Annotated in this window: 19 protein-coding genes; 15 read left to right on the top strand and 4 right to left on the bottom strand. The window is 36.6% G+C overall.

The genetic code is table 11. The features are described 5' to 3' along the window. Positions 1-314: 314 nt before the first annotated feature. Entirely contained in the window at positions 315-917 is a 603-nt protein-coding gene (locus tag J2Y03_RS07595; protein ID WP_310192498.1) for a hypothetical protein, read from the top strand. A 22-nt stretch (positions 918-939) separates the two neighbouring features. Here the strand turns inward: J2Y03_RS07595 and J2Y03_RS07590 are convergent, their stop codons facing one another. Continuing rightward, entirely contained in the window at positions 940-1,578 is a 639-nt protein-coding gene (locus J2Y03_RS07590; RefSeq protein ID WP_310192495.1) for a YczE/YyaS/YitT family protein, read from the bottom strand. 165 nt (positions 1,579-1,743) lie between these two features. On the opposite strand from J2Y03_RS07590, the gene J2Y03_RS07585 reads away from it, so the two are divergent. The 6 genes from J2Y03_RS07585 to J2Y03_RS07560 all read left to right on the top strand — a co-directional run bounded on the left by J2Y03_RS07585 (position 1,744) and on the right by J2Y03_RS07560 (position 10,694). Beyond that, complete coding sequence (locus tag J2Y03_RS07585; RefSeq protein ID WP_310192492.1) at positions 1,744-2,937, top strand: LL-diaminopimelate aminotransferase; 1,194 nt, start codon at positions 1,744-1,746, stop codon at positions 2,935-2,937. An 83-nt stretch (positions 2,938-3,020) separates the two neighbouring features. Then, positions 3,021-3,470, top strand: coding sequence for a CoxG family protein (locus J2Y03_RS07580; protein WP_310192489.1), 450 nt, complete (start codon positions 3,021-3,023; stop codon positions 3,468-3,470). Between the two features lie 139 nt (positions 3,471-3,609). Next, positions 3,610-6,372 (top strand): phosphoenolpyruvate carboxylase, encoded by a 2,763-nt coding sequence (gene ppc / locus J2Y03_RS07575; protein ID WP_310192486.1) that lies wholly within the window; start codon positions 3,610-3,612, stop codon positions 6,370-6,372. Positions 6,373-6,678: 306 nt separating this feature from the next. Next, positions 6,679-9,282, top strand: coding sequence for a bifunctional acetaldehyde-CoA/alcohol dehydrogenase (adhE, locus tag J2Y03_RS07570; RefSeq protein ID WP_310192483.1), 2,604 nt, complete (start codon positions 6,679-6,681; stop codon positions 9,280-9,282). A gap of 26 nt (positions 9,283-9,308) precedes the next feature. Then, positions 9,309-9,965 carry a hypothetical protein gene (locus tag J2Y03_RS07565; RefSeq protein ID WP_310192480.1) on the top strand — a complete coding sequence of 219 codons (657 nt, stop codon included), beginning with the start codon at positions 9,309-9,311 and terminating at the stop codon, positions 9,963-9,965. A gap of 18 nt (positions 9,966-9,983) precedes the next feature. Continuing rightward, on the top strand, positions 9,984-10,694 hold the full coding sequence (locus J2Y03_RS07560) for a hypothetical protein (RefSeq protein WP_310192477.1): 711 nt from the start codon (positions 9,984-9,986) through the stop codon (positions 10,692-10,694). A gap of 74 nt (positions 10,695-10,768) precedes the next feature. Here the strand turns inward: J2Y03_RS07560 and J2Y03_RS07555 are convergent, their stop codons facing one another. Further along, on the bottom strand, positions 10,769-11,545 hold the full coding sequence (locus J2Y03_RS07555) for an alpha/beta fold hydrolase (protein ID WP_310192474.1): 777 nt from the start codon (positions 11,543-11,545) through the stop codon (positions 10,769-10,771). Between the two features lie 148 nt (positions 11,546-11,693). Between J2Y03_RS07555 and phaQ the strand changes: the two genes are divergently transcribed. The 8 genes from phaQ (at position 11,694) to yjcZ (ending at position 17,643) form a co-directional block, all read left to right on the top strand. Continuing rightward, positions 11,694-12,128, top strand: coding sequence for a poly-beta-hydroxybutyrate-responsive repressor (gene phaQ, locus J2Y03_RS07550; RefSeq protein ID WP_310192471.1), 435 nt, complete (start codon positions 11,694-11,696; stop codon positions 12,126-12,128). Beyond that, complete coding sequence (locus J2Y03_RS07545) at positions 12,109-12,726, top strand: hypothetical protein (protein WP_310192469.1); 618 nt, start codon at positions 12,109-12,111, stop codon at positions 12,724-12,726. Before phaQ ends, J2Y03_RS07545 begins: the two co-directional genes overlap by 20 nt. A gap of 279 nt (positions 12,727-13,005) precedes the next feature. Beyond that, complete coding sequence (locus tag J2Y03_RS07540) at positions 13,006-14,175, top strand: C40 family peptidase (protein WP_310192466.1); 1,170 nt, start codon at positions 13,006-13,008, stop codon at positions 14,173-14,175. A 137-nt stretch (positions 14,176-14,312) separates the two neighbouring features. After that, positions 14,313-15,146, top strand: coding sequence for an undecaprenyl-diphosphate phosphatase (locus J2Y03_RS07535; RefSeq protein ID WP_310192463.1), 834 nt, complete (start codon positions 14,313-14,315; stop codon positions 15,144-15,146). Between the two features lie 425 nt (positions 15,147-15,571). Continuing rightward, positions 15,572-16,792, top strand: coding sequence for an ATP-grasp domain-containing protein (locus J2Y03_RS07530; RefSeq protein WP_310192460.1), 1,221 nt, complete (start codon positions 15,572-15,574; stop codon positions 16,790-16,792). A gap of 24 nt (positions 16,793-16,816) precedes the next feature. Next, positions 16,817-17,239 (top strand): CotY/CotZ family spore coat protein, encoded by a 423-nt coding sequence (locus J2Y03_RS07525; RefSeq protein ID WP_132085691.1) that lies wholly within the window; start codon positions 16,817-16,819, stop codon positions 17,237-17,239. A 119-nt stretch (positions 17,240-17,358) separates the two neighbouring features. Beyond that, positions 17,359-17,454 carry a YjcZ family sporulation protein gene (locus J2Y03_RS07520; protein WP_132085693.1) on the top strand — a complete coding sequence of 32 codons (96 nt, stop codon included), beginning with the start codon at positions 17,359-17,361 and terminating at the stop codon, positions 17,452-17,454. A gap of 33 nt (positions 17,455-17,487) precedes the next feature. Next, positions 17,488-17,643, top strand: a complete 156-nt coding sequence (gene yjcZ, locus J2Y03_RS07515; RefSeq protein ID WP_132085695.1) for a sporulation protein YjcZ — start codon at positions 17,488-17,490, stop codon at positions 17,641-17,643. Positions 17,644-17,676: 33 nt separating this feature from the next. On the opposite strand, the gene J2Y03_RS07510 is transcribed toward yjcZ, so the two are convergent. Both J2Y03_RS07510 and J2Y03_RS07505 read right to left on the bottom strand, forming a co-directional pair. Continuing rightward, entirely contained in the window at positions 17,677-18,099 is a 423-nt protein-coding gene (locus J2Y03_RS07510; RefSeq protein WP_132085697.1) for a YkvA family protein, read from the bottom strand. 110 nt (positions 18,100-18,209) lie between these two features. Continuing rightward, positions 18,210-19,949, bottom strand: coding sequence for an AAA family ATPase (locus tag J2Y03_RS07505; RefSeq protein WP_310192449.1), 1,740 nt, complete (start codon positions 19,947-19,949; stop codon positions 18,210-18,212). Positions 19,950-20,115 lie beyond the last annotated feature (166 nt).

The following is a 20,115-nucleotide window of genomic DNA, read 5'->3' as shown; positions in this document are numbered from 1 at the left end:
TGAATGTATTATTTTATGCTTGAATTGTTAAAAACGGGAAATTTTTTTGAAAAAACAGGAAAATTGTGTTTCGATGAGGAATTAAATTTAGTAAATGATAATATATGAGCATAAAGAGAAATCCATTTTATAGATAAGTCTTAGGTCTTAGTTAAAAATAATTCCTGAGATTGTTAATGCCGGGATCCAAGTACTTTATGATAAAATAAAGAAATATATATAAATCTATATTCAAGTGGGCGAATGAGAAAATATAATCAAGGGATAATGTGAAGAAAATCCCTTCCTATAGAAAAATGAAGGGGGAATATAGGATGAGGAAGGTTTACGTACTTCTTACTGATACGGGGACGGTTTTAACAAAAATGATTAAACTATATACGAAGAAGCCACATAATCATGCTTCCATAGCACTAGATGATCAATTATGGGATGTCTATAGTTTTGGAAGAAAAAGACCTAGCAATCCATTCCTAGCCGGCTTTGTTAGAGAGAATATCCGTGGCGGCATATTTCGGAATGCAGATTGTGCGATCTATTGCTGTACCATCTCAGAAAAACAGTATGATACAATTTGTCGAAAAATTAATGAAATTGAAAAAAATAAAGGCGATTATCGCTACAATCTATTAGGTTTATTCGCTGTCATGTTCAATTTGGAGTTGGATAGAAAAAATGCATTCTTTTGTTCCCATTTCGTTGCCGCTCTACTTGAGGAGTCTGGGGTAAAAATCAATAAACAAAAGCCTCTTTCGCTTGTTACCCCTGATGATATAAAAGAATCCACTTCGCTAGAATTAGTCTATGAAGGGAAGTTATCCTCCTACTTTGCTGAGGAAAATGAGCATAGTATGAACGATTTAGTTCACCCAACATATTATCACGACTTCAGTACTGATAGAGTAGAAGTTATTTAGTTAAAATTAGAGAAGACGTGTTTTATAAGTAAACATCTTCTCTAATTTGTTTATTCCTATTTTTTAGCACTTCAATTAAGCTCTTAACAAGACTCAAAGACCTTTGGAATACTGGACTTTGGATAAATGTATAGAGGAAAGTGGCTATAAATACTGGTCCACCTAAGATAAAACCAATAATTAAAACAAAACTTTCAACGAGGATACGTGCTTGGCTTACGGTTAATTTAGTTTTATTTGAAATTGAAAGCATAAAACCATCTCGTGGTCCGGCACCAAGACCAGCTGCAACATACATTCCGCCGCCAATACCAGATATTACAATGGCACAGAATAGAATAAGATAATCGACCCACGAGTTTGTGGGCTCGGGTAAAAAATTTAACCATAGAAAAAAGTCCATAATCGGTCCAATTAAAAGGGCATTTAGGAAAGTCCCGATTCTAATATACTCTCTTGCAGTAAAATAAGAAACGCTAACCAGTAATAATCCGCAGATTACTCCCCAGGTCCCTATAGTAAGTCCGAAATGTTGATATAATGCCACATTTAAAACTTTCCAAGGATGTAAGCCTACATGTTTCACCTTTACGGCTATGGCATTTCCTAAGCCGAAGAAGGTTAATCCTAACAAAAATACTACATACTGAATGACCTTCACCTGTAAGTTACCTCCAAAAAATTAAATTATCAATATTCTAAATTTAAATGAAGTTCAGCTGATAATCAATCTTTTTTAGAATTTTATTAAGAGTTAAAGTTTTGTTAATATAGTTAATAAAATACCATATTTGAATTTAATTTTATTTGATTGAGGGGATAATCTATGAATCTTGTTGCTTCCAAGAAAGTTCAAAAATTAACAGCTAGTATATTTCAAGAGGTAGCTGATCTTAAACGACGAGCCCTAAACAAAGGGTTAGATGTGATTGATTTAAGTGTCGGAAGCCCTGATTTACCGCCTCCTGCATTTGTTGTTGAAGAACTTGTAAAATATGCAAGTGACACAGCAAATTACGGATATACCTTGAAAGGAATACCAGAATTTCATGAGGCTGTGTCATTCTTCTATAAGCAGCGTTACGGAGCAGAAATCGATCCAAGAACAGAAGTACTCCAATTAATGGGATCCCAGGATGGACTAGCACATTTAGCAACAGCCATGATTAATCCAGGAGACTTTTGTTTAGTTCCGGATCCAGGTTACCCTATTTACGAGGCAAGTGTTACCATCGCCGGCGGCGTTCTGTATCCTATTCCGTTATTAGCTGAAAATAACTTCCTGCCGGTACTTAATGATATACCACAGCCTATTTTGGAAAAGACGAAAATGATGATTTTTAGTTATCCGGGCAATCCTGTAACGGCATTGGCTGATAGGAGTTTTTTCGAAGAGGTTGTCGATTTTGCTAAACGTAACAATATTTTAGTAGTACATGATTTTGCATATTCAGAACTTATTTTCGATAACCAGCCACAAATTAGTTTCATGTCTGTCCCGGGGGCGAAAGAAATTGGGATAGAATTTAATTCATTATCTAAAACTTTCAATTTAGCAGGCTGCCGGATTGGATACGCTGTTGGCAACGAACAAGCACTAAATATCCTAGGAATGTTTAAATCACAAATTGATTATGGGGTATTTTATCCTATCCAGAAAGCAGCAGTTGCAGCACTTACATCCGATTACTCGATATTACTGAATCAGGTGAAAGAGTACGAGTTTCGCAGGGATACTCTATTAGCTGGTCTAGAAAAAAGCGGTTGGAAGGTATCTAAGTCGCCTGCAACAATGTTCCTTTGGGCAAAAATACCTAAAGGCTGGAAATCTAGACAATTTGCATTTGAATTAATCAATCAAGCTGGAGTAGCTGTGATTCCAGGTGACGCATTTGGAAAACAAGGTGAAGGCTATGTCCGAATTGCATTAGTACAGCCAGCAGAAAGATTATTGGAAGCAGCTGAGAGGATTCACCAATTCCTAGTCGAGTATTCTATAAAAAATTCCCTTCTTCTATAAATGCAAGACGAATCATATAAATCTAAAAAAAGACCTTCGGGAGATGGAAGGTCTTTTATATTTAATGGAAAGAGGGGTACCGAATGCCTAGCGAACAGCAACAAATAGAATTAGCTATCCCGATAAACGTGATATGGGACTTCATCAGGGATGAAAATAACTGGGCACCGCTAGTACCTGGTTATATACAGCATGAGCGAGTAAATGACCGTTTAATTACATGGGAATTTAAGAGTGACCTTGGAATAATGAAAAAAAGGGTAAGCCTGATTATTGATATTAAAGAGTGGAATGAACCCACAAGAGTAAGCTTTGAATTAAGACGTACCAATGAAAAATATATTGGAGAGGGTTATTTTGAAGCTCAAGCACTTAATAAAAATAAAACGCGGCTAACAGGATTTCTTGAAATTAATGCAAGTGGGGCATTAGGTACATTGGCAAATTCACTATTTAAAAATGTGATTCCAAAATCAACAGAAGAAGTGACAGCAGCTATCTCTACAAAACTGAAAGAATTTAATCAAAAGTAAAGAATTAATAGGCAAATCTGGATATAAATCCAGATTCTTTTTTTTAATTATTTAAAAAACTTTTTAAAAATACTAAAAGTTATGTTATATTAATAAATAAAAAATTTACTCAATCAACTAGTACAGGGAAGGTGAAAGCATGAGTACAGAAATGAAGATGAATGACAGCAGTCTTCCACTTCGGAAAGATGTTAAATTACTTGGACAAATTCTTGGTGATATCCTTGTCAATCATGGTGGAGCAGAACTATTGGATAAAGTAGAAAAAATCCGGCTGATGTGCAAAACGCTTAGAATTCATTTTGATGATGAAATTTATTCTGAATTAAAGCGAGAGATTGCTGACCTAAGCAGCCCAATGAGAAAACAAGTTATCCGGGCATTTTCAATGTATTTTCATTTGATAAACGTAGCCGAACAAAATCACCGTATACGGAGAAGACGCCAATATCAGCTTGAGGACGATAGTATCGTTCAACCAGGTTCCATCGAGAGCGCCATTCTTTCTCTAAAAGAAAATAATATTAATGGAACTATGATTCAAGATGTCTTGAATAAATTGTCACTTGAATTGGTCATAACAGCACATCCTACAGAGGCAGCCAAGCGCTCAATTTTAGAAATACAACAACGTATTGCCGTTATATTAAAGAAGCTTGATCATCCTTTATTAACGAAAAGTGAACGTAGAAAGCTTGAAGAGAGTTTATTTAATGAAGTAACGATTCTATGGCAGACAGATGAACTTCGACATAATAAACCGTCTGTATTGGATGAGGTTCGAAACGGTCTGTATTATTTTGACCAGACACTGTTTGAAGTCCTTCCGGAAATCCACCGAGAAGTAGAGGATTGTTTAGAGAAGAATTATCCTGCTGAAAAATGGGACGTTCCTAATTTTCTTAAATTTGGATCATGGATTGGTGGCGACCGGGATGGTAACCCAAACGTTACGCCTGAAATCACGTGGGAAACGTTACATAAGCAGCGCAAGCTTGTCTTAAGAAAATATAAGAATGTCCTAATCGACCTTATGAAACGCTACAGTCATTCCACCACTAGAGTAGAAGTCAGTCAGGAATTAATCCAGACCATTGGGGAAGAAGAGGACAAGTTTTTATCAGAAGATAAGAAATGGCCGGTTAAAACAGAAGTTTATCGACGTAAATTTGCTATTATTATCGAACGATTAAAACAAGTGGGTAAATCTGAACTAGGCTATCGTTCTTCAGAAGAATTATTAGAGGATTTATTCTTAATCAAAAGAAGTTTAAACAATCATCACCCTGCTGAACATGAATTAAAAACAATACAAAAGTTGATACGTCAGGTTCAGCTTTTCGGTTTTCATTTAGCTACTCTTGATATTCGCAATCATAGTGGTGAGCACGAGGCAGCGATAACAGAAATTTTGAGAAAAGTACATTTTTCGGAGAATTATGCTGAGCTGTCTGAAGAAGAAAAGGTAAAAATATTGGATAGTATATTAAAGGACCCACGGCCGCTTCTGCTGTTAAACGAAGATTATTCACCAGAAACACAGCAAATGATTCAGGTATTTCATATGATAAAAAATGCTCACAAAGAATTTGGTGCCGGCTCTATTTCCGTTTATTTAGTCAGTATGACAAAATCGCCAAGTGACTTACTTGAAGTTCTTGTTTTGGCTAAAGAGGCAGGAATTTATCGACTACATGCTGATGGAACGGTTGAAAGCCAATTAAATGTGGCTCCATTACTTGAAACAATTGGTGACTTAACTGCTGGTTCAAAAATTATGGAAACATTGTTCCAAATGCCAGTGTATCGAAATCACTTAAAAGTAATGAATAACCAGCAGGAAATCATGCTGGGTTATTCAGACGGCAGCAAAGACGGAGGAACGTTAACCGCAAATTGGAAGCTTTATAAAGCTCAGCTTGAAATTCACGAAATGGCCAGCAAGTATCAAATAGGATTGAAGTTTTTCCATGGACGAGGCGGTTCACTTGGAAGAGGGGGCGGTCCATTAAACAAAAGTCTTTTATCACAACCTGCCGAAACGATCGGTGATGGAGTGAAAATTACCGAACAGGGTGAAGTGCTTTCTTCCCGATATTTGCTAGAAGACATCGCTTATCGGAGTTTAGAACAGGCAACTTCGACGCTTATGTTGGCAACAGCTAATGTCTCCAAGGAGGCAGAGCATGGAAACCTACGAGATGAAAGTTGGGAGTCTGCTATTGAAGAAATTTCCAGCATTTCTTTAAAGAAATATCAATCGCTCGTTTTTGAAGATCCAGACTTTCTAACCTATTTTAATGAAGCAACTCCATTAAGAGAACTCGGTGACTTAAACATTGGTTCAAGACCAATGAGTCGAAAAAACCGTGGACGATTCGAAGATTTACGTGCAATTCCATGGGTATTTGCATGGACACAAAGCAGACAGCTCCTTCCTGCATGGTACGCAGCAGGGACTGGATTAGAAAGCTTTGCTTCAAATAATGAACAAAATTTACAGCAATTGCAGCAGATGTATGAAAAATGGCCATTTTTCCGGTCAACGATTGATAATCTCCAAATGGCGTTAATGAAAGCAGATATCACAACGGCGAAAGAATACTTATCACTAGTTGAAGACCAGCAAATTGCTGAGCGGATTTTTTCAAACATCCTTGAAGAATACGAAAGAACGAAAGAGATTCTTCTCAAGATCACAGGTGATAAAGAATTATTAGATCACACGCCAAATATAAAAGACTCAGTCCATCGTCGAAATCCTTATGTTGATCCATTAAACTTCTTACAGGTGGAATTAATTAAGCAATTAAGAAAACAGGACGAGCCAACTGAAGAACTAATAACCGAGGTACTCCTTACAATTAGTGGAATCTCTGCTGGTTTACGTAATACAGGTTGATTTATATTAAATTGCCGCACTCATCCCTTTAGGGGAGGTGCGGTTTTTTGTGTGCGCCCGGTGGTGTGAAAGGTAGGCTATTCAATTCATGATTAGCCGCCTAATCGATTTATAGGTTAGGTGAGACAAATTTTGAACAATTTGTGAAATTTAATAAAATGAATGAATGTTCATTCGTTTTTTAGCGAGATTCGACAAATTATGCCTGATTCAACATGATATATTTTAGCCAGAAATGATTGAAGGGTAAGAAGATTATTTTAAAGAACATTCCTGCTTATGAGGATTGATTTGGAGGGATTTGAAATGGCAGTTGAAGAAAAAGTTGTACAGGAAAAACAAAATGTTGCGGCTATGATTGATAGTTTGGCAAAAAATGGGGCAAAGGCATTAGCTGAATTTCGCTGCTACACACAGGAAATGGTGGACGAAATCGTCAAGCAGATGGCCTATACTGCGCTTGATAACCACAAAGACTTGGCAAAGCTGGCCGTTGAAGAAACAAGAAGGGGTGTTTATGAGGATAAGGTATTCAAAAATATGTTTGCAACTGAGTTTATCTATAACAATATCAGAGATTTAAAAACAGTTGGAGTTATTAATGAAAACGAACATGAGGGAATGGTAGAAATAGCCGAGCCAGTGGGTGTTATAGCTGGTGTTATACCAATCACAAATCCAACATCAACCGTCATCTTTAAATCATTGATTTCGCTGAAAACAAGAAATCCCATTATCTTTGCCTTTCCAAAATATGCGCAAAAATGCTGCGTCGAAACGGCAAGACTTCTAAGGGAGGCAGCATTAAAGGCAGGTGCACCAGAGAATTGTATCCAATGGATTGATATTCCATCACATGAGGCTTTTCAGACCTTGATGAAACACCCGAAGATTTCTCTCATCCTGGCTACTGGGGGACCTAATTTAGTGAAAGCAGCTTATAGCTCAGGAAAACCAGCTCTTGGTGTTGGAGCAGGAAATGTCCCTTGTTATATTGAAAAAAGCGCAAATATAAAACGGGCAGTAAACGACATTATTTTATCCAAGACATTTGATAACGGGATGATTTGTGCTTCAGAACAAGCCCTTATTATCGACGATGAGGTTTACAACGATGTAAAAAGGGAATTGGTCGAAAATAATTGTTATTTCTTAAATAATGAGGAAAGACTCATGATTGAGAAGGCAGTAATAGATGAAAAAACTGCTTCTCTAAATCCGATGATTGTCGGATTGCCGGCATTTATGATTGCAAAAATGTCAGGTGTCAATGTTCCTGTAAATACAAAAATATTAATTGCAGAATTAAAAGGGGTAGGTACGAAATTTCCTCTTTCCTGCGAAAAATTGAGCCCTATTCTAGCCTGCTATAAGGTTAATAGTTTAGCAGAAGGGCTGCTTATCTCTGAAGAAACACTGGAGTATGGCGGGCTCGGACACTCTGCTGCTATTCACACAGCGGACCAAAATGTGATTGACACATTTGCCCTTCGAATGAAAGCAGGAAGAATTATGGTTAATACACCATCGACCCATGGTGCCATTGGTGATATCTATAATACATCTTTACCGTCTTTAACTATTGGATGTGGAACGTATGGAGGGAACTCAGTGTCTCAAAATGTAGGAGCAGATAATTTGATAAACATTAAGAAAGTTGCAAAAAGGAGAAACATGACTCAATGGTTTAAGGTTCCATCGCAAATATTCTTTGAAAGAAACTCTATCCAAGTGCTTGCTTCCATACCGGGAATCTCAAAAGTGTTTATTGTAACAAGTCGAAGTCAATTGAAAAATGGCTCAATTGAAAAAGTGCTTTATCAATTAGGAAAGCATCCTGGAAAAATTCAATATGAAGTGTTGTGTGATATTGAACCTGAACCTGGTATGGATACGGTTAAGAATGGTGCAGAAAGAATGAGGAAGTTTGAGCCAGACTGTCTTATTGCCTTAGGAGGCGGCTCAGTAATCGATGCAGCAAAAGCGATGTGGCTTTTCTATGAATATCCAGAAGCTGATTTCAATAGCTTAAAGCAAAAATTCTTCGACCCTAGTAAGAGAGTGGTTAAATTCCCTGCCCTTCGCGGGAAGGCAATCTTTGTCGCCATTCCGACCACCTCAGGTACAGGTTCTGAAGTAACATCCTTCTCTGTTATTTCAGATAAAATGTCAAATATCAAATATCCGCTAGCTGACTTTCAACTTACACCAGATTTGGCAATCGTCGATCCACAGTTTGTTATGACTGTTCCTAAGCATGTTACAGCGGATACGGGAATCGATGTATTAACACATGCAATTGAGTCGTATGTGTCCGTGCTGGCTAATGATTTTACCGATGGGTTAGCATTAAAAGCAATTCAATTAGTATTTGAGTACTTACCTAAGGTGTACCGTGACGGTAATGATGAACTTGCCCGTGAAAAAATTCACAATGCTTCAACCATTGCTGGTATGGCTTTTGCAAATTCATTCCTAGGAATTAACCATAGCCTGGCACATGCATTGGGTGCTGAGTTTAATATTGCTCATGGTCGAGCAAATGCCATATTGTTACCGCACGTTATTCGTTACAATGCAGCAAAGCCCAATAAATTCATGACATATCCAAAATATGAACACTTTATAGCTGATCAACGTTATGCTGAGATTGCTAAACTACTTGGACTGCCTGCAGAAACAACTGAAGAAGGCATAAATAGTTTAATAGAAGCCATAAACAAGTTGACTAAGGAATTAGAGTTGCCAATGAATATCGCAGAAACAGGTGTAAGCAAGAGTGAGTTTGAAAGAAAAATAAACAGCTTAGCTGAACACGCCTTTGATGACCAAGATACGATTGCAAATCCAAAACAACCACTTATTTCTGAGCTTGTGAATATCTACCGACAGGCGTATAGAGGTTTCTAAACGGATTAAAAGGAGGAAAGAATGAAATGACTGAAAAAAAGAAATCCGAGGTTCAGGAGACTATTCTTAGGGAGGAAACACGTCAAACAACTGGCCAAGAACGTAATGAAAAGGAAGGAGAGCAAGAGTCAATTTCAGCTTTGGACATATTCTGGCATCATGCATTTCGCGAGTTGGACCAATGGGCGAAGCATGCAGATTTTCGAGATGAAGTGTTTTTGAAAGAAGCAAAATATTTTGCTGAAAGTATAAAAAGAAATCAGGAGAATATTAAATCTGTCAGAGAACAATTCGGCAAAGAATTTGCAAATTGGGAGAGAACGGCAAGAGAAGAATTATTAATGTCGACTACAGCTCTGCAACACCTTTTTCCGAAAGTTTCCTATGAAGACATAAACCAGCAGATTGACCAAATTCAAAACAGAACAGCCTCCATTCTTAATAGTCCGTTGCAAATGGTTACAAATAATCAATTGATGGAGCAGTATCTTAACATGATAGATCGATATATTATACTCAGGAAGAATGGAAGGAAACAATATATAAAAACATTAAAACAAGCAGCCACTCTTATTTATGAGAGTCAAAAAGGATTTGTTAGCCTTTTTACCGGTCAAATAAAATCGATTATCTTCCCTTTAAATAAATACTTGGAAAAAACAGAAGAAGTTACAAAATCATAAGAATGAGGGTGATGAAGGATGTCAAAAGAAAAGATGTTTGATCCATACGAAGGCTTTATACAAATTAGTGAAATGTGGGAAAAACAAATTAATGGTTTACTCTATCTGGCAGCAGATAACAATGAATTTGTTCGCTTAGCCAATAAGGGCTTAGGTGTTCACTCGCGCTACATGGAACTACTAAGGAAAAATCAAGAACTTATGGCTGGTATTATGAACATTCCAACAAAAAGGGATGTCGCGAATGTTGCGAATCTATCAATTCAAGCGGAAGGAAAAATCGATATTTTAGAAGAGCAAATTTGGAACTTACAGGACTCTCTTGGAGCTATAAATAAAGAAAATCTAGAATTGTTTCATGAAATGGTAAAAATGGTTAAACAAATGCAGGCAGAGTTTCAAAAAAACATACATGAGGTTGCCGAAATAAAAAAAATGAAGGATGATTTGCAGGAAATAAGAAAAGACCTTGTGGACATAAAAATTATTCAGGTAAACCTTCGTGATGTTAGGGAGGAGCTTGAAGAAATAAAAGAAACACAGAAGAAACTAGTTGGTATGAATAGTCTGAACGAAAAAAATACCATTCACTCTGATTTAGGAGAAGTTAAGCTGGAACTTGGCCAATTGAAGGAAATTAAAGATGAAATAGCTGCATTAAAGGGACTTGTTGTAAAAGAAATTCCAAAAGGAAAACCAAAAGAAACAGAACTAGTTACAACAAAATAATCGTGGATGGGGAATAATGGTAAGTACAAAAGGATTATAAGCGGGAGGGACTCACATCCTTCCCGCTTAACTTATTAAACAGTTTGCCGGTTTAAGAACTTTCTAAGAAGCAGGTTAAACCGGTTTGTTGCCTCTAATTTAGCTAAATGCCCCGAGTTTCTCATTATTATAAATTCAGAATGGGGTATCAGCATGTGCATACAGTATTGAATCCATACAGGTAAAACGGAGTCATATTGACATCCAATGATTAGAGTTGGAACTTTAATCGCTGGTAATAAAGATATATTATTAACTTGGAAACAGGCATTTAGAGATTTAATAAAGATGTTCCGCTTTGGCTGAAAATAGCGTTTAAAGAGGTCCATATTTTCCTCGGACCAAGAATAAAGACTCATTTGGGCTGCAGTTTCTTTGAGGGCGTCATCCGTTGAAGTAGCACCCATCCTTAATTTCTTAAAATTTAATAACGGTTTTCTGATGTTTTTTGGGAAAAAGTGGAATGTACTTATCAACATGAGAGAACGAACTAGGTGGGGAGCTTGACGATAGATTTCTTGAGCGACTGCACCGCCCATAGATAAACCTAAAATGTGAGCGTTTTCAATTTTTAACTCGTTTAATAAACTAATAACATCTGCCGCAAAGTTTGGAATAGATATTCCTTCCGTTTTGGTACATTCACCATGCCCCCGTAAATCAGGGATAATTAATTCGTACTGATCAGCTATTTCATATTGTGACTGCCATCCTTCCTTCACTTCGCCTAAACCGTGGATTAACACTAATGGTTCGCCATTGCCAAAATGTAAATAAGGCATCCCCAACATACTAACTTTCGATTTATCCATTTGACACCACCTTCAATTTTTATTAATTTCATTACCAAGGTACTAAAATTATAAACGTGATGTTACACCATATAATAACATTTATTTATCGTGTTGACAAAATATTACTGATAGGTGTAAAATACATATAGGTGAGGTGATGAAAATGATGAATCAAGACAATCCATCTGTCAATCCATCAAAAAATTTTGTTCTGCCATTTATTCTATTGCTTCTTAGCAGAATGACTCTTCACGGTTATGAATTAAGTCAGAAATTGCAAGCATTTGGTTTTAAAACGATTGATCAAGGAAATCTCTACAGACTATTAAGACAGCTAGAAAAGGAAGAACTAGTATCATCTGAATGGGATACAAATGGAAGCGGTCCCGCCAAAAGAAGATATTCCATTACAAACGCTGGTATTACATACTTAAAAGGCTATGCCAATCAACTAGAATCGTACCAATCGATGCTGGATCAATTCTTCAAAATGTATTCAAGTTTCTTTGAGCTCTATATACCTTCATTTCAAAAGAGGGATCCAATAGAGAAAGAAAACAGTAAAAAGAGGAGGAATAACGATGGTACAGAAAAAGAGTGAAGCGGTTCAAGGTGTTGAAGTAAAGATGATTCCTACAGCTGAAGAGCCTAAAAATGAAGGTTTATTTGTAGATACACTTTGGAATCAGTTTGAGCAATCAATAGAGAGGGCTAGACAATTGAACGAAAACCGTGAAGATGCTTATATGAACGCATTAAGAGAAGTCAACAAGTTTAACAAACAATATAGAAAATCATTGGGTAATCTCTTTGAGCAAACTAAGAAGACAAACAAAGAAGTAGTTTCCGGAGTTGTGCAGCAAATAAATTCACGCAGGGAAGCATTTTTAAAAGAAGAAGAGAGAGTTGAAGCAGGAATAATGGGTGAGAGTGAGGAACTCAAGCAACAGCTTAAGGAAGTTTCTCATCAATTAGAAAACTTAGCGCTTACACCGATTAAATCTGTTTTCCAAATTATTGACCAGTTAGAAGATAATTTTGAAAAGAGCACAGAAGCCAACATCGCTTATGGTCGTGAACAACGTAATGCTTGGCAGCAAGTTACCAATGAGTATGTTAAAATGGCAAGAAGCACTCACATTGAAATTATGAATCGTGGGAAAAATAGTGTTAATGAGCTTTTTAAATTTACTTACTAAAAACTGTATAAATGATTAGCAGACCAACACCTGATTGGTCTGCTTTTTTATATTAATTGTTGAACATTTAGGTCAGTAAAATGGTGAAACATAAATTTAATATAACTAATATTGTAATGACAAGAATTCCTGCTATACTTCTAATTGCAACCGAATAGGATATAAATGGGTATTAAGTATGATAATTGGAAAATAATAAACTTATAAATATATAGATTACATAGTTGAAAAATATTAAATTGTAATCCTATTTGCAATGAAGGAAAGCAGGGGAAAGCTTTGAAAAAGAAGATTATGGCGTTTTGTACAATAATCACCTTCGGAAGTTCGACTGTATTACTTCAAGTGGAAGCAGAGGAAAATAATAATAACCAGCAAGTAGTTGACGAACAGCGTACAAGAATCCAATTAGAAATTTTGAAAGGAAAGGTGGAGCTTAACCAAGTTAAGGATGAAATTGAACAAATAAATGAACAAATTAGTCGAGTTGAGCAAGCAATAAATGATAATAATACTATCATTCTGGAAACAGAGGGAAAAATAAGTGCTTCACAAATAGAAATACAGAAACTAGAAATAGAGATAGCGTCATTAAATGAAAAAGTTAAAAAGCGCAACGAGATTTTGAAAAAGCGCGCTCTTACCTTTCAAGAATCAGGTGGAAAGGTAAATTATCTTGATGTGTTACTTGGCGCATCGAGTTTTAAGGACTTTGTCGATCGTGTTGGTGCAGTAGCCTCTTTTGTTGAAGCAGATCAGAATCTTGTAAAACAACATGAAGCAGATAAACAGGAAGTTAAAGAGAAGCAGGATCATGTACAAGATAAATTGTTTGAGCTTCAAAGTATGAAAGTGGAATTAGAAGGAATGCAAATGCAAATTTTAGAGCAAAAACAACAGAATGAATGGCTAAGATCAGAGTTAAAGAAAAAAGAGCAAAATAAACTAGCTGAACAAGCTGGATTAAGGCAACAGGATTCTGCTCTAACGACAATGGATGATCTAAATGTCATTGACTCAAATCAAATCCTTAACGATTCATTATTAATCTCAAACGAAACTGTTCAAAATGTAATTACCGAAGGGCTAAGGTATATAGGGAATTCGGTGTATGTATTTGGCGGTGGACGAAATGAATACGATATTGCTAATGGAAGATTTGATTGCTCCGCCTTTGTCAGTTGGGCATTTGCTCAGGCGAATATAAAAATCGGTGCAAGTACGGAGGTCTTGAAAAATACAGGAACACCTGTAAGTGTCGAAGAAATGCTTCCAGGAGACCTTGTGTTTTTTGATACCTATAAAAAGGATGGGCATGTCGGTATTTACCTTGGTGCAGGGATGTTCTTAGGCTCACAAAGTTCTACGGGTGTTGCGATTGCGGACTTGACAAATGGATATTGGTTGGAAAAATTTAATGGACGTGTGAATCGAATTATTTCCAAATAAAAAGGGCGTGAGGCTTTTTAGTCTCACCTTTTTTTGTTTATTTCTTGCTAAAGACTATGGATATTGAGTACAATTATAAGGTTATTTCATATCCTTGATTAAAAACAGAAGAAAATGTTAGGAGTAGTTACTTAAATATGGAATTATTATTGATTATTAAAGCAATTATTTTAGGATTAGTAGAGGGATTAACAGAATTTGCTCCAGTATCATCAACCGGTCATATGATTATTGTTGATGATATGTGGCTTCAGTCAGAAGATTTTTTAGGGAAATATGGAGCGAATACCTTTAAAGTAGTTATTCAGTTGGGATCAATATTAGCTGTTGTAGTAACCTTTAAAGATAGGTTTATTGACCTTCTAGGAATGGGACGAATAAAAAGTAAACTGTCTAACCAGACCGGTGGTCGTCTCAAGCTGTCCCAAGTAATTGTTGGATTAATTCCAGCAGGTGTCTTTGGTGTCCTTTTAGAAGACTATATCGATGAGCACTTATTTTCGACTAAGACTGTTTTAATTGGATTAGTGATTGGTGCGATTTTCATGATTATCGCTGACCGTTTTGGTCCTAAAAATCCCAAAATTCAAAGTGTCGACCAAATTACGTATAAACAAGCACTTACAATTGGATTGATCCAATGTTTCTCCTTATGGCCAGGCTTTTCTCGTTCAGGCTCAACCATTTCAGGAGGAGTTCTAATAGGATTGAGTCACCGTGCTGCAGCTGATTTTACCTTTATTATGGCGGTTCCAATTATGGCTGGTGCAAGCTTTCTTTCATTATTAAAAAACTGGCAGTATATGACAATGGATGCATTACCATTTTTTATTGCAGGATTTGTTAGTGCCTTTATTTTTGCCTTAGTTTCTATACGCTTTTTCTTAAAGCTTATTGATAAAATCAAACTCGTTCCTTTTGCCATTTATCGAATACTATTAGCGCTAATCATTTATCTTGTCTATTTTTAATTTTATATCGATTAAACCAACAATCACTGGTTGTTGGTTTTTTTATTGGATAAAAACGGATATATTTGAAGCTTTTCGAACTAACTTTTTTGGAAGCCTTCATAAAGATATTTTCTTCTGAAATCGCTGTTGGAAGATAAATTTCCTTAACAGGAGCATTTGTGGGACTGATTTGGAGTGTAGTTGTGGATGTTCGTATCTATCGCTCTAATAAGAAAGACCTAAAAGTAAGCTGAAGGAATTTCATTTTCTAAACACTTGTCCCCCATTTTTTTTTGCAGTCATCTGTCACACTTTAAATTTATTGGTCGAACAACTGTTCGTACATAATGAACATGCCTACACCAACTATCTAAAAATGAATATTTTATTTTAACAGGTAAACTATCACGATAAGGTGATGAAATCTTTGGTGGGTGTAAGTGATGAAATCAATTGTTTTTTTAGGAACAAACAAATCAGGATCGAGCTATGAAGGAATTAAAGCTGCAAAAAGGCTGGGGTACGAGACTATTCTCTTAACGAATCGGACCATTTTTGTAGAAGAAAGGGAGGGTTTTCAAGAAATAGATGAGATAAGGCTAACAAATATGTCAGATACAGAGGATATATTTTCTGCGATAAATAATCTAATTGTTGAGGAGAAAATAATTGACTGTTTCATTAGCTTTTTAGATGAGTATGTTTATCTGGCTGCCATGCTAACAAATATTATTTGCAGCTCACCTCTAACTTTTGAACCTTTGAAGATAATGACTGATAAAATTTTAACAAGAACCTATGTAACAGGAAAAAATTACAATCCTTTTTTTAAGGTATTGAGTTCACCTGAAACAATGATTGATGAAATAAATGATTTAAAGGACCAATTTCCATTAATCATTAAAGCGCCACAATCTAATGGTTCTAAGGATGTAATACTTGTAGAAGATATTTGGGAATGTCAGAAGGGTGTGAAACAACTTCATCGTAAAAATTCTGAAATTCCTCTATTAGTAGAGGAGTATCTTGAGGGTCCACAATATTTGATTGAAGTGGTTGTATATCATTCTAAAATAATGATTACAGCAATTGTTGAACAGGAAGTAACAAAGGGTGAACGTTTTATTATTACAGGTTACTCCATCTGTCCTAGGATGTCATTAGAACAATTGGCAGGGCTGAAAGAAACTGTCTATTCTATCATTGAGGATTTTCAGTTAAGAAATGGTACTTGCCATTTAAAGATGAAATTAACTGAAAATGGCTGGAAGTTGATTGAAATTAATCCGAGGATGGCCGGGGGAGCGAAGAATCGGATGATTGAAGAAGCTTTCGGATATAACCTTGCAGAACAGACCATAAAGTTGTACGCAGGTTTAGAACCGAATTTTACTAAGGTACATGAAAATGCCGTTTATACACATTATTTAATTGTTGGTTCCATTGGAAAATTACTTAAAGTATCAGGGCGTGATGCAGCCAAAGATCAAGCGGGTGTAATAGAGGTTTACACAAAGGGTGAAAGAGGGCAGATTGTTACACCACCACGCTCAATGGGCCAAAGATATGGGTATGTTCTTGCAGCAGCAGAGACAAAAGATCTAGCAAAAGAGTGTGCTATAAATGGCGCACAGCAAATTCAATTTTACTTGCAGCCAATTTAGAAGAAATTGATAGGAGGTTTGATTATGGGGGAATATAAAAATGATAGATGTGTTTGTCGGGATCTTGAACGACTCTTGGAGGAACAGAAAAAATTGTCCTTTGAGGATTTTCGTTTTATTAGTGATGACTTTGGCTTTGACACCATTCCATTTATACTTTCAAATGGAAAATGTGAATTTGAAGCTTGGGGATGGACAAATCATGGAAATTTTTTTACAACCAAGTTCTTTAGATTAGAAGCAATCGATACCGATAAATGTTGTGCAACCTTATCACTTCTAGGACCGGTCGACATAGATGGTTGTCCAGCTGATAATTGTGAAGTTTTTTCATTAAGAACAACAATGAACTGTGTTATTGTAGACCTCTCCTGCTTTACTTCACTACAACCACTCTCACCTCGATTAGTGAATCGTCTTCTACCAATTGTAGATCCAAAATGTTAAGCCCGTTTAGAATGGGCTTATTCTTTTTTTTGAAAAGTGGGTTATTTGGATAGGTGTCTATCGCACATTTTAAACCCAATGAATAGGATGTATGGAATTAAATAAAGGAGGTAATGTAAATGTCTGGTTCACATGGCGGGCACGGTGCAGGCTTTGCTCTTGTAGTTGTATTGTTTATTTTGTTAATTATTATCGGTGCTTCTTGGTGCTGCTGAGGATACTATTAAATTAAAGAGGGGGTTATAAATATGTCATATGGATATGGTTACGGCGGCGGATGTGGTGTTGGTGGTTATGGTGTTGGCGGTTATGGTTACGGCGGCTGCGGATTTGGCGGCTGCTTTGCGTTAATAGTAGTTTTATTTATCCTATTGATTATCGTAGGTGCAGCTTGTTTTAGATAAAAAGAATCAGTGAAATGTAAACAACCCTCTTGATTAGTCAAGAGGGTTGTTTATGTCCGAAGAAATAGAAGTTTTTTGTTTCCAATTTTTAAATTCAGTGATTTCTGTTGATAATTTTTTTAGCGTAAAGCTTATAACAGCGGCGTCATCAAGTATCCCTAATCCAACCAGAAAATCTGGGACCACATCTAATGGAGAAACGAAATAGAGGATTGCCCCGATAATGGTTAAGATTGTAGTAGGCGCAACTTTTCTGTATTCACCTTTAGTATAAGCTTGAACTAAATCAAAAAATAATTGCAGCTTTTCCCAGGCTTCTCCTAATGTTCCTTTGTTATTTCTCGCTTTGAGGATGGCTTTCTTCAGCAGGCCTTCTGTCCTTTTGGGATTATCGAGGTATCCCTTTGCACTGTCTCGATGTGTCTTTACTACAAAATCTATTTCAGGGTCTATCATTACAAACACTTCCTTTAAATAAAATACATAAAGTTAGTTTACCTCAAAACATTCATTTCATTTAAATTAGGACAAAAAAATACCGGGTGCTGTTGGCACCTGGTACAAAACTATGCTGAAGCAAATTGATCCGACATAACTTGAGTCTTGCCCGAGACAATTTCTTCGACCTCAAAGCCCTCAAGTGTTTCTTTCTTCAACAAGGTATCAACTAATTGCTTATATCGATCGTGATTATTTTTAATTAGGTACTCTGCCTTTTCTAATCCTTTCTCAAACAGTTCTTGCATTTTTACTTCTTTATCCTGTTTGTTAAATGTCAGCGTAAATCCTCCTTGAAGCATACCGGTATCTACCATTTGTTCGATAATTTGCTTAGCTTGCTGGACATCACCACTAACTCCGATACTATGTTCGCCTAAAAGCATTCTTTCGGCAACGCCGCCAGCTAATACCATTGCGACACGGTCTAGCAAGTCGCTTGTTGTTGATAAATGAAGTTCTTTTGGAATAGGTGCGACATATCCGAGTGCCTCACCGCGCGGGATAATCGTTGCCTTTCTTACAGAACCAGGCTTAGTTAACGATGCAACAATAGCATGCCCTGCTTCATGAATAGCCACACGACGCTTCGTGTCTAGATCCTGTAAGGAACGAGAAGTACTACCTAATATTGTTCGGTCAAGAGCATAATCAAGATCAGCTTTCGTTAATTCATCTTGCCCGTTTCGTACCGCATGTCTGCTTGCTGTTTCAAAGAGAGATTGCAGTTCCGCTCCGGAAAATCCTGAAGTACTTTCAGCTAATTCATCTAAGGAGACTTGAACATCATCGCTCAAAGCCTTTCCTTTTATATGGATATCAATAATTTCTCTTCTTCCTTTTGTATCAGGAAGGGGGACTTGGAAAGTGAAGTCTATTCTCCCTGGTCTTAGAAACGCTTCATCAAGCATATCTTTTCGGTTCGTTGCAGCAATAAACAGGATTCCATCATTTGAATGTCCCCCATCAAGCTGGACAAGCAGTTCTGTTAATGTTTTTTCGGCTTCTTCTCCGCCATGGGCTTTCCTTCTGCCAGCTAAGGCGTCTACTTCATCAATGAAGATAACAGCAGGGCTTTGTTTTCTTGCAGCTTGAAATAAAGATCGGACCCTGCTGGCACCAACTCCGACAAATAATTCATTAAATGCAGAACCGCTAGCCGAAAAGAATGCTGCATTTAATTCATGGGCTATCGCTTGAGCTAATAATGTTTTTCCTGTGCCTGGGGGACCATATAAAAGGATGCCTTTTGGCGGTTTAATACCCATTTTAGTGGCCCTTTCAGGTTCTTTAAGTGTTGAAAGTGTTTGGAGGATTTCTTCCTTCATTTCTTCACCAATCCCGCCGACGTCTTCTAAACTTATGGATGGCAGTGGGCGGGCCTGAGAAACACTATTTTTCATTGAGTTAGAAAGCCCAAAACCACCTTTTGTTTTTTGTACAGCAATAGCTGCTCCAACAAGGACTAGGAGTACACCTGCCATAATCCATTTTCCAAAGATGCTGCTATTAGAAAAGGAATAATTAATATTATATTTCTCAACCAATTTGTCAATCATTTGACTCTTAGGCGGAACATTTGATTCGTAATTGAGGCTGTCTGTTTCTAAAAGTATGCTGCCGTCAGAGTACTCTGTCAGTACTACTGGTTTCCCATTTTGGTTTTGGATTGTTTCTTCCACAGACGAGAAGGGAATTTCAATTTTTTTACTTGCTGTTTGGATAATCCAAGTAATTCCTGCTATTAATAATAGTAACGCTGTGATGAGCGGAATAATCTTTGAAACTAGTTTTTTACTTTGATTCAATTTTAGTCATCTCCTTAAACAGAGTCTTACTCTATTATAAAAGGAAAATAACAAAAGGGGATGTGGGAATGAGTGGAAATGAATTTCCAGTTGGATATTATTAAAGGATTGCAAATTTCACCGCGAGACTATAAGATTAAGGGTACGAGAAAAATTTTTTGATTGT

The sequence above is a fragment of the Neobacillus niacini genome, assembly GCF_031457145.1.
GTDB lineage: Bacteria > Bacillota > Bacilli > Bacillales > Cytobacillaceae > Neobacillus > Neobacillus niacini_J.
The sequence above is the reverse complement of the archived record's forward strand: the minus strand, read 5'-3'. Positions and strand labels throughout refer to the sequence as shown.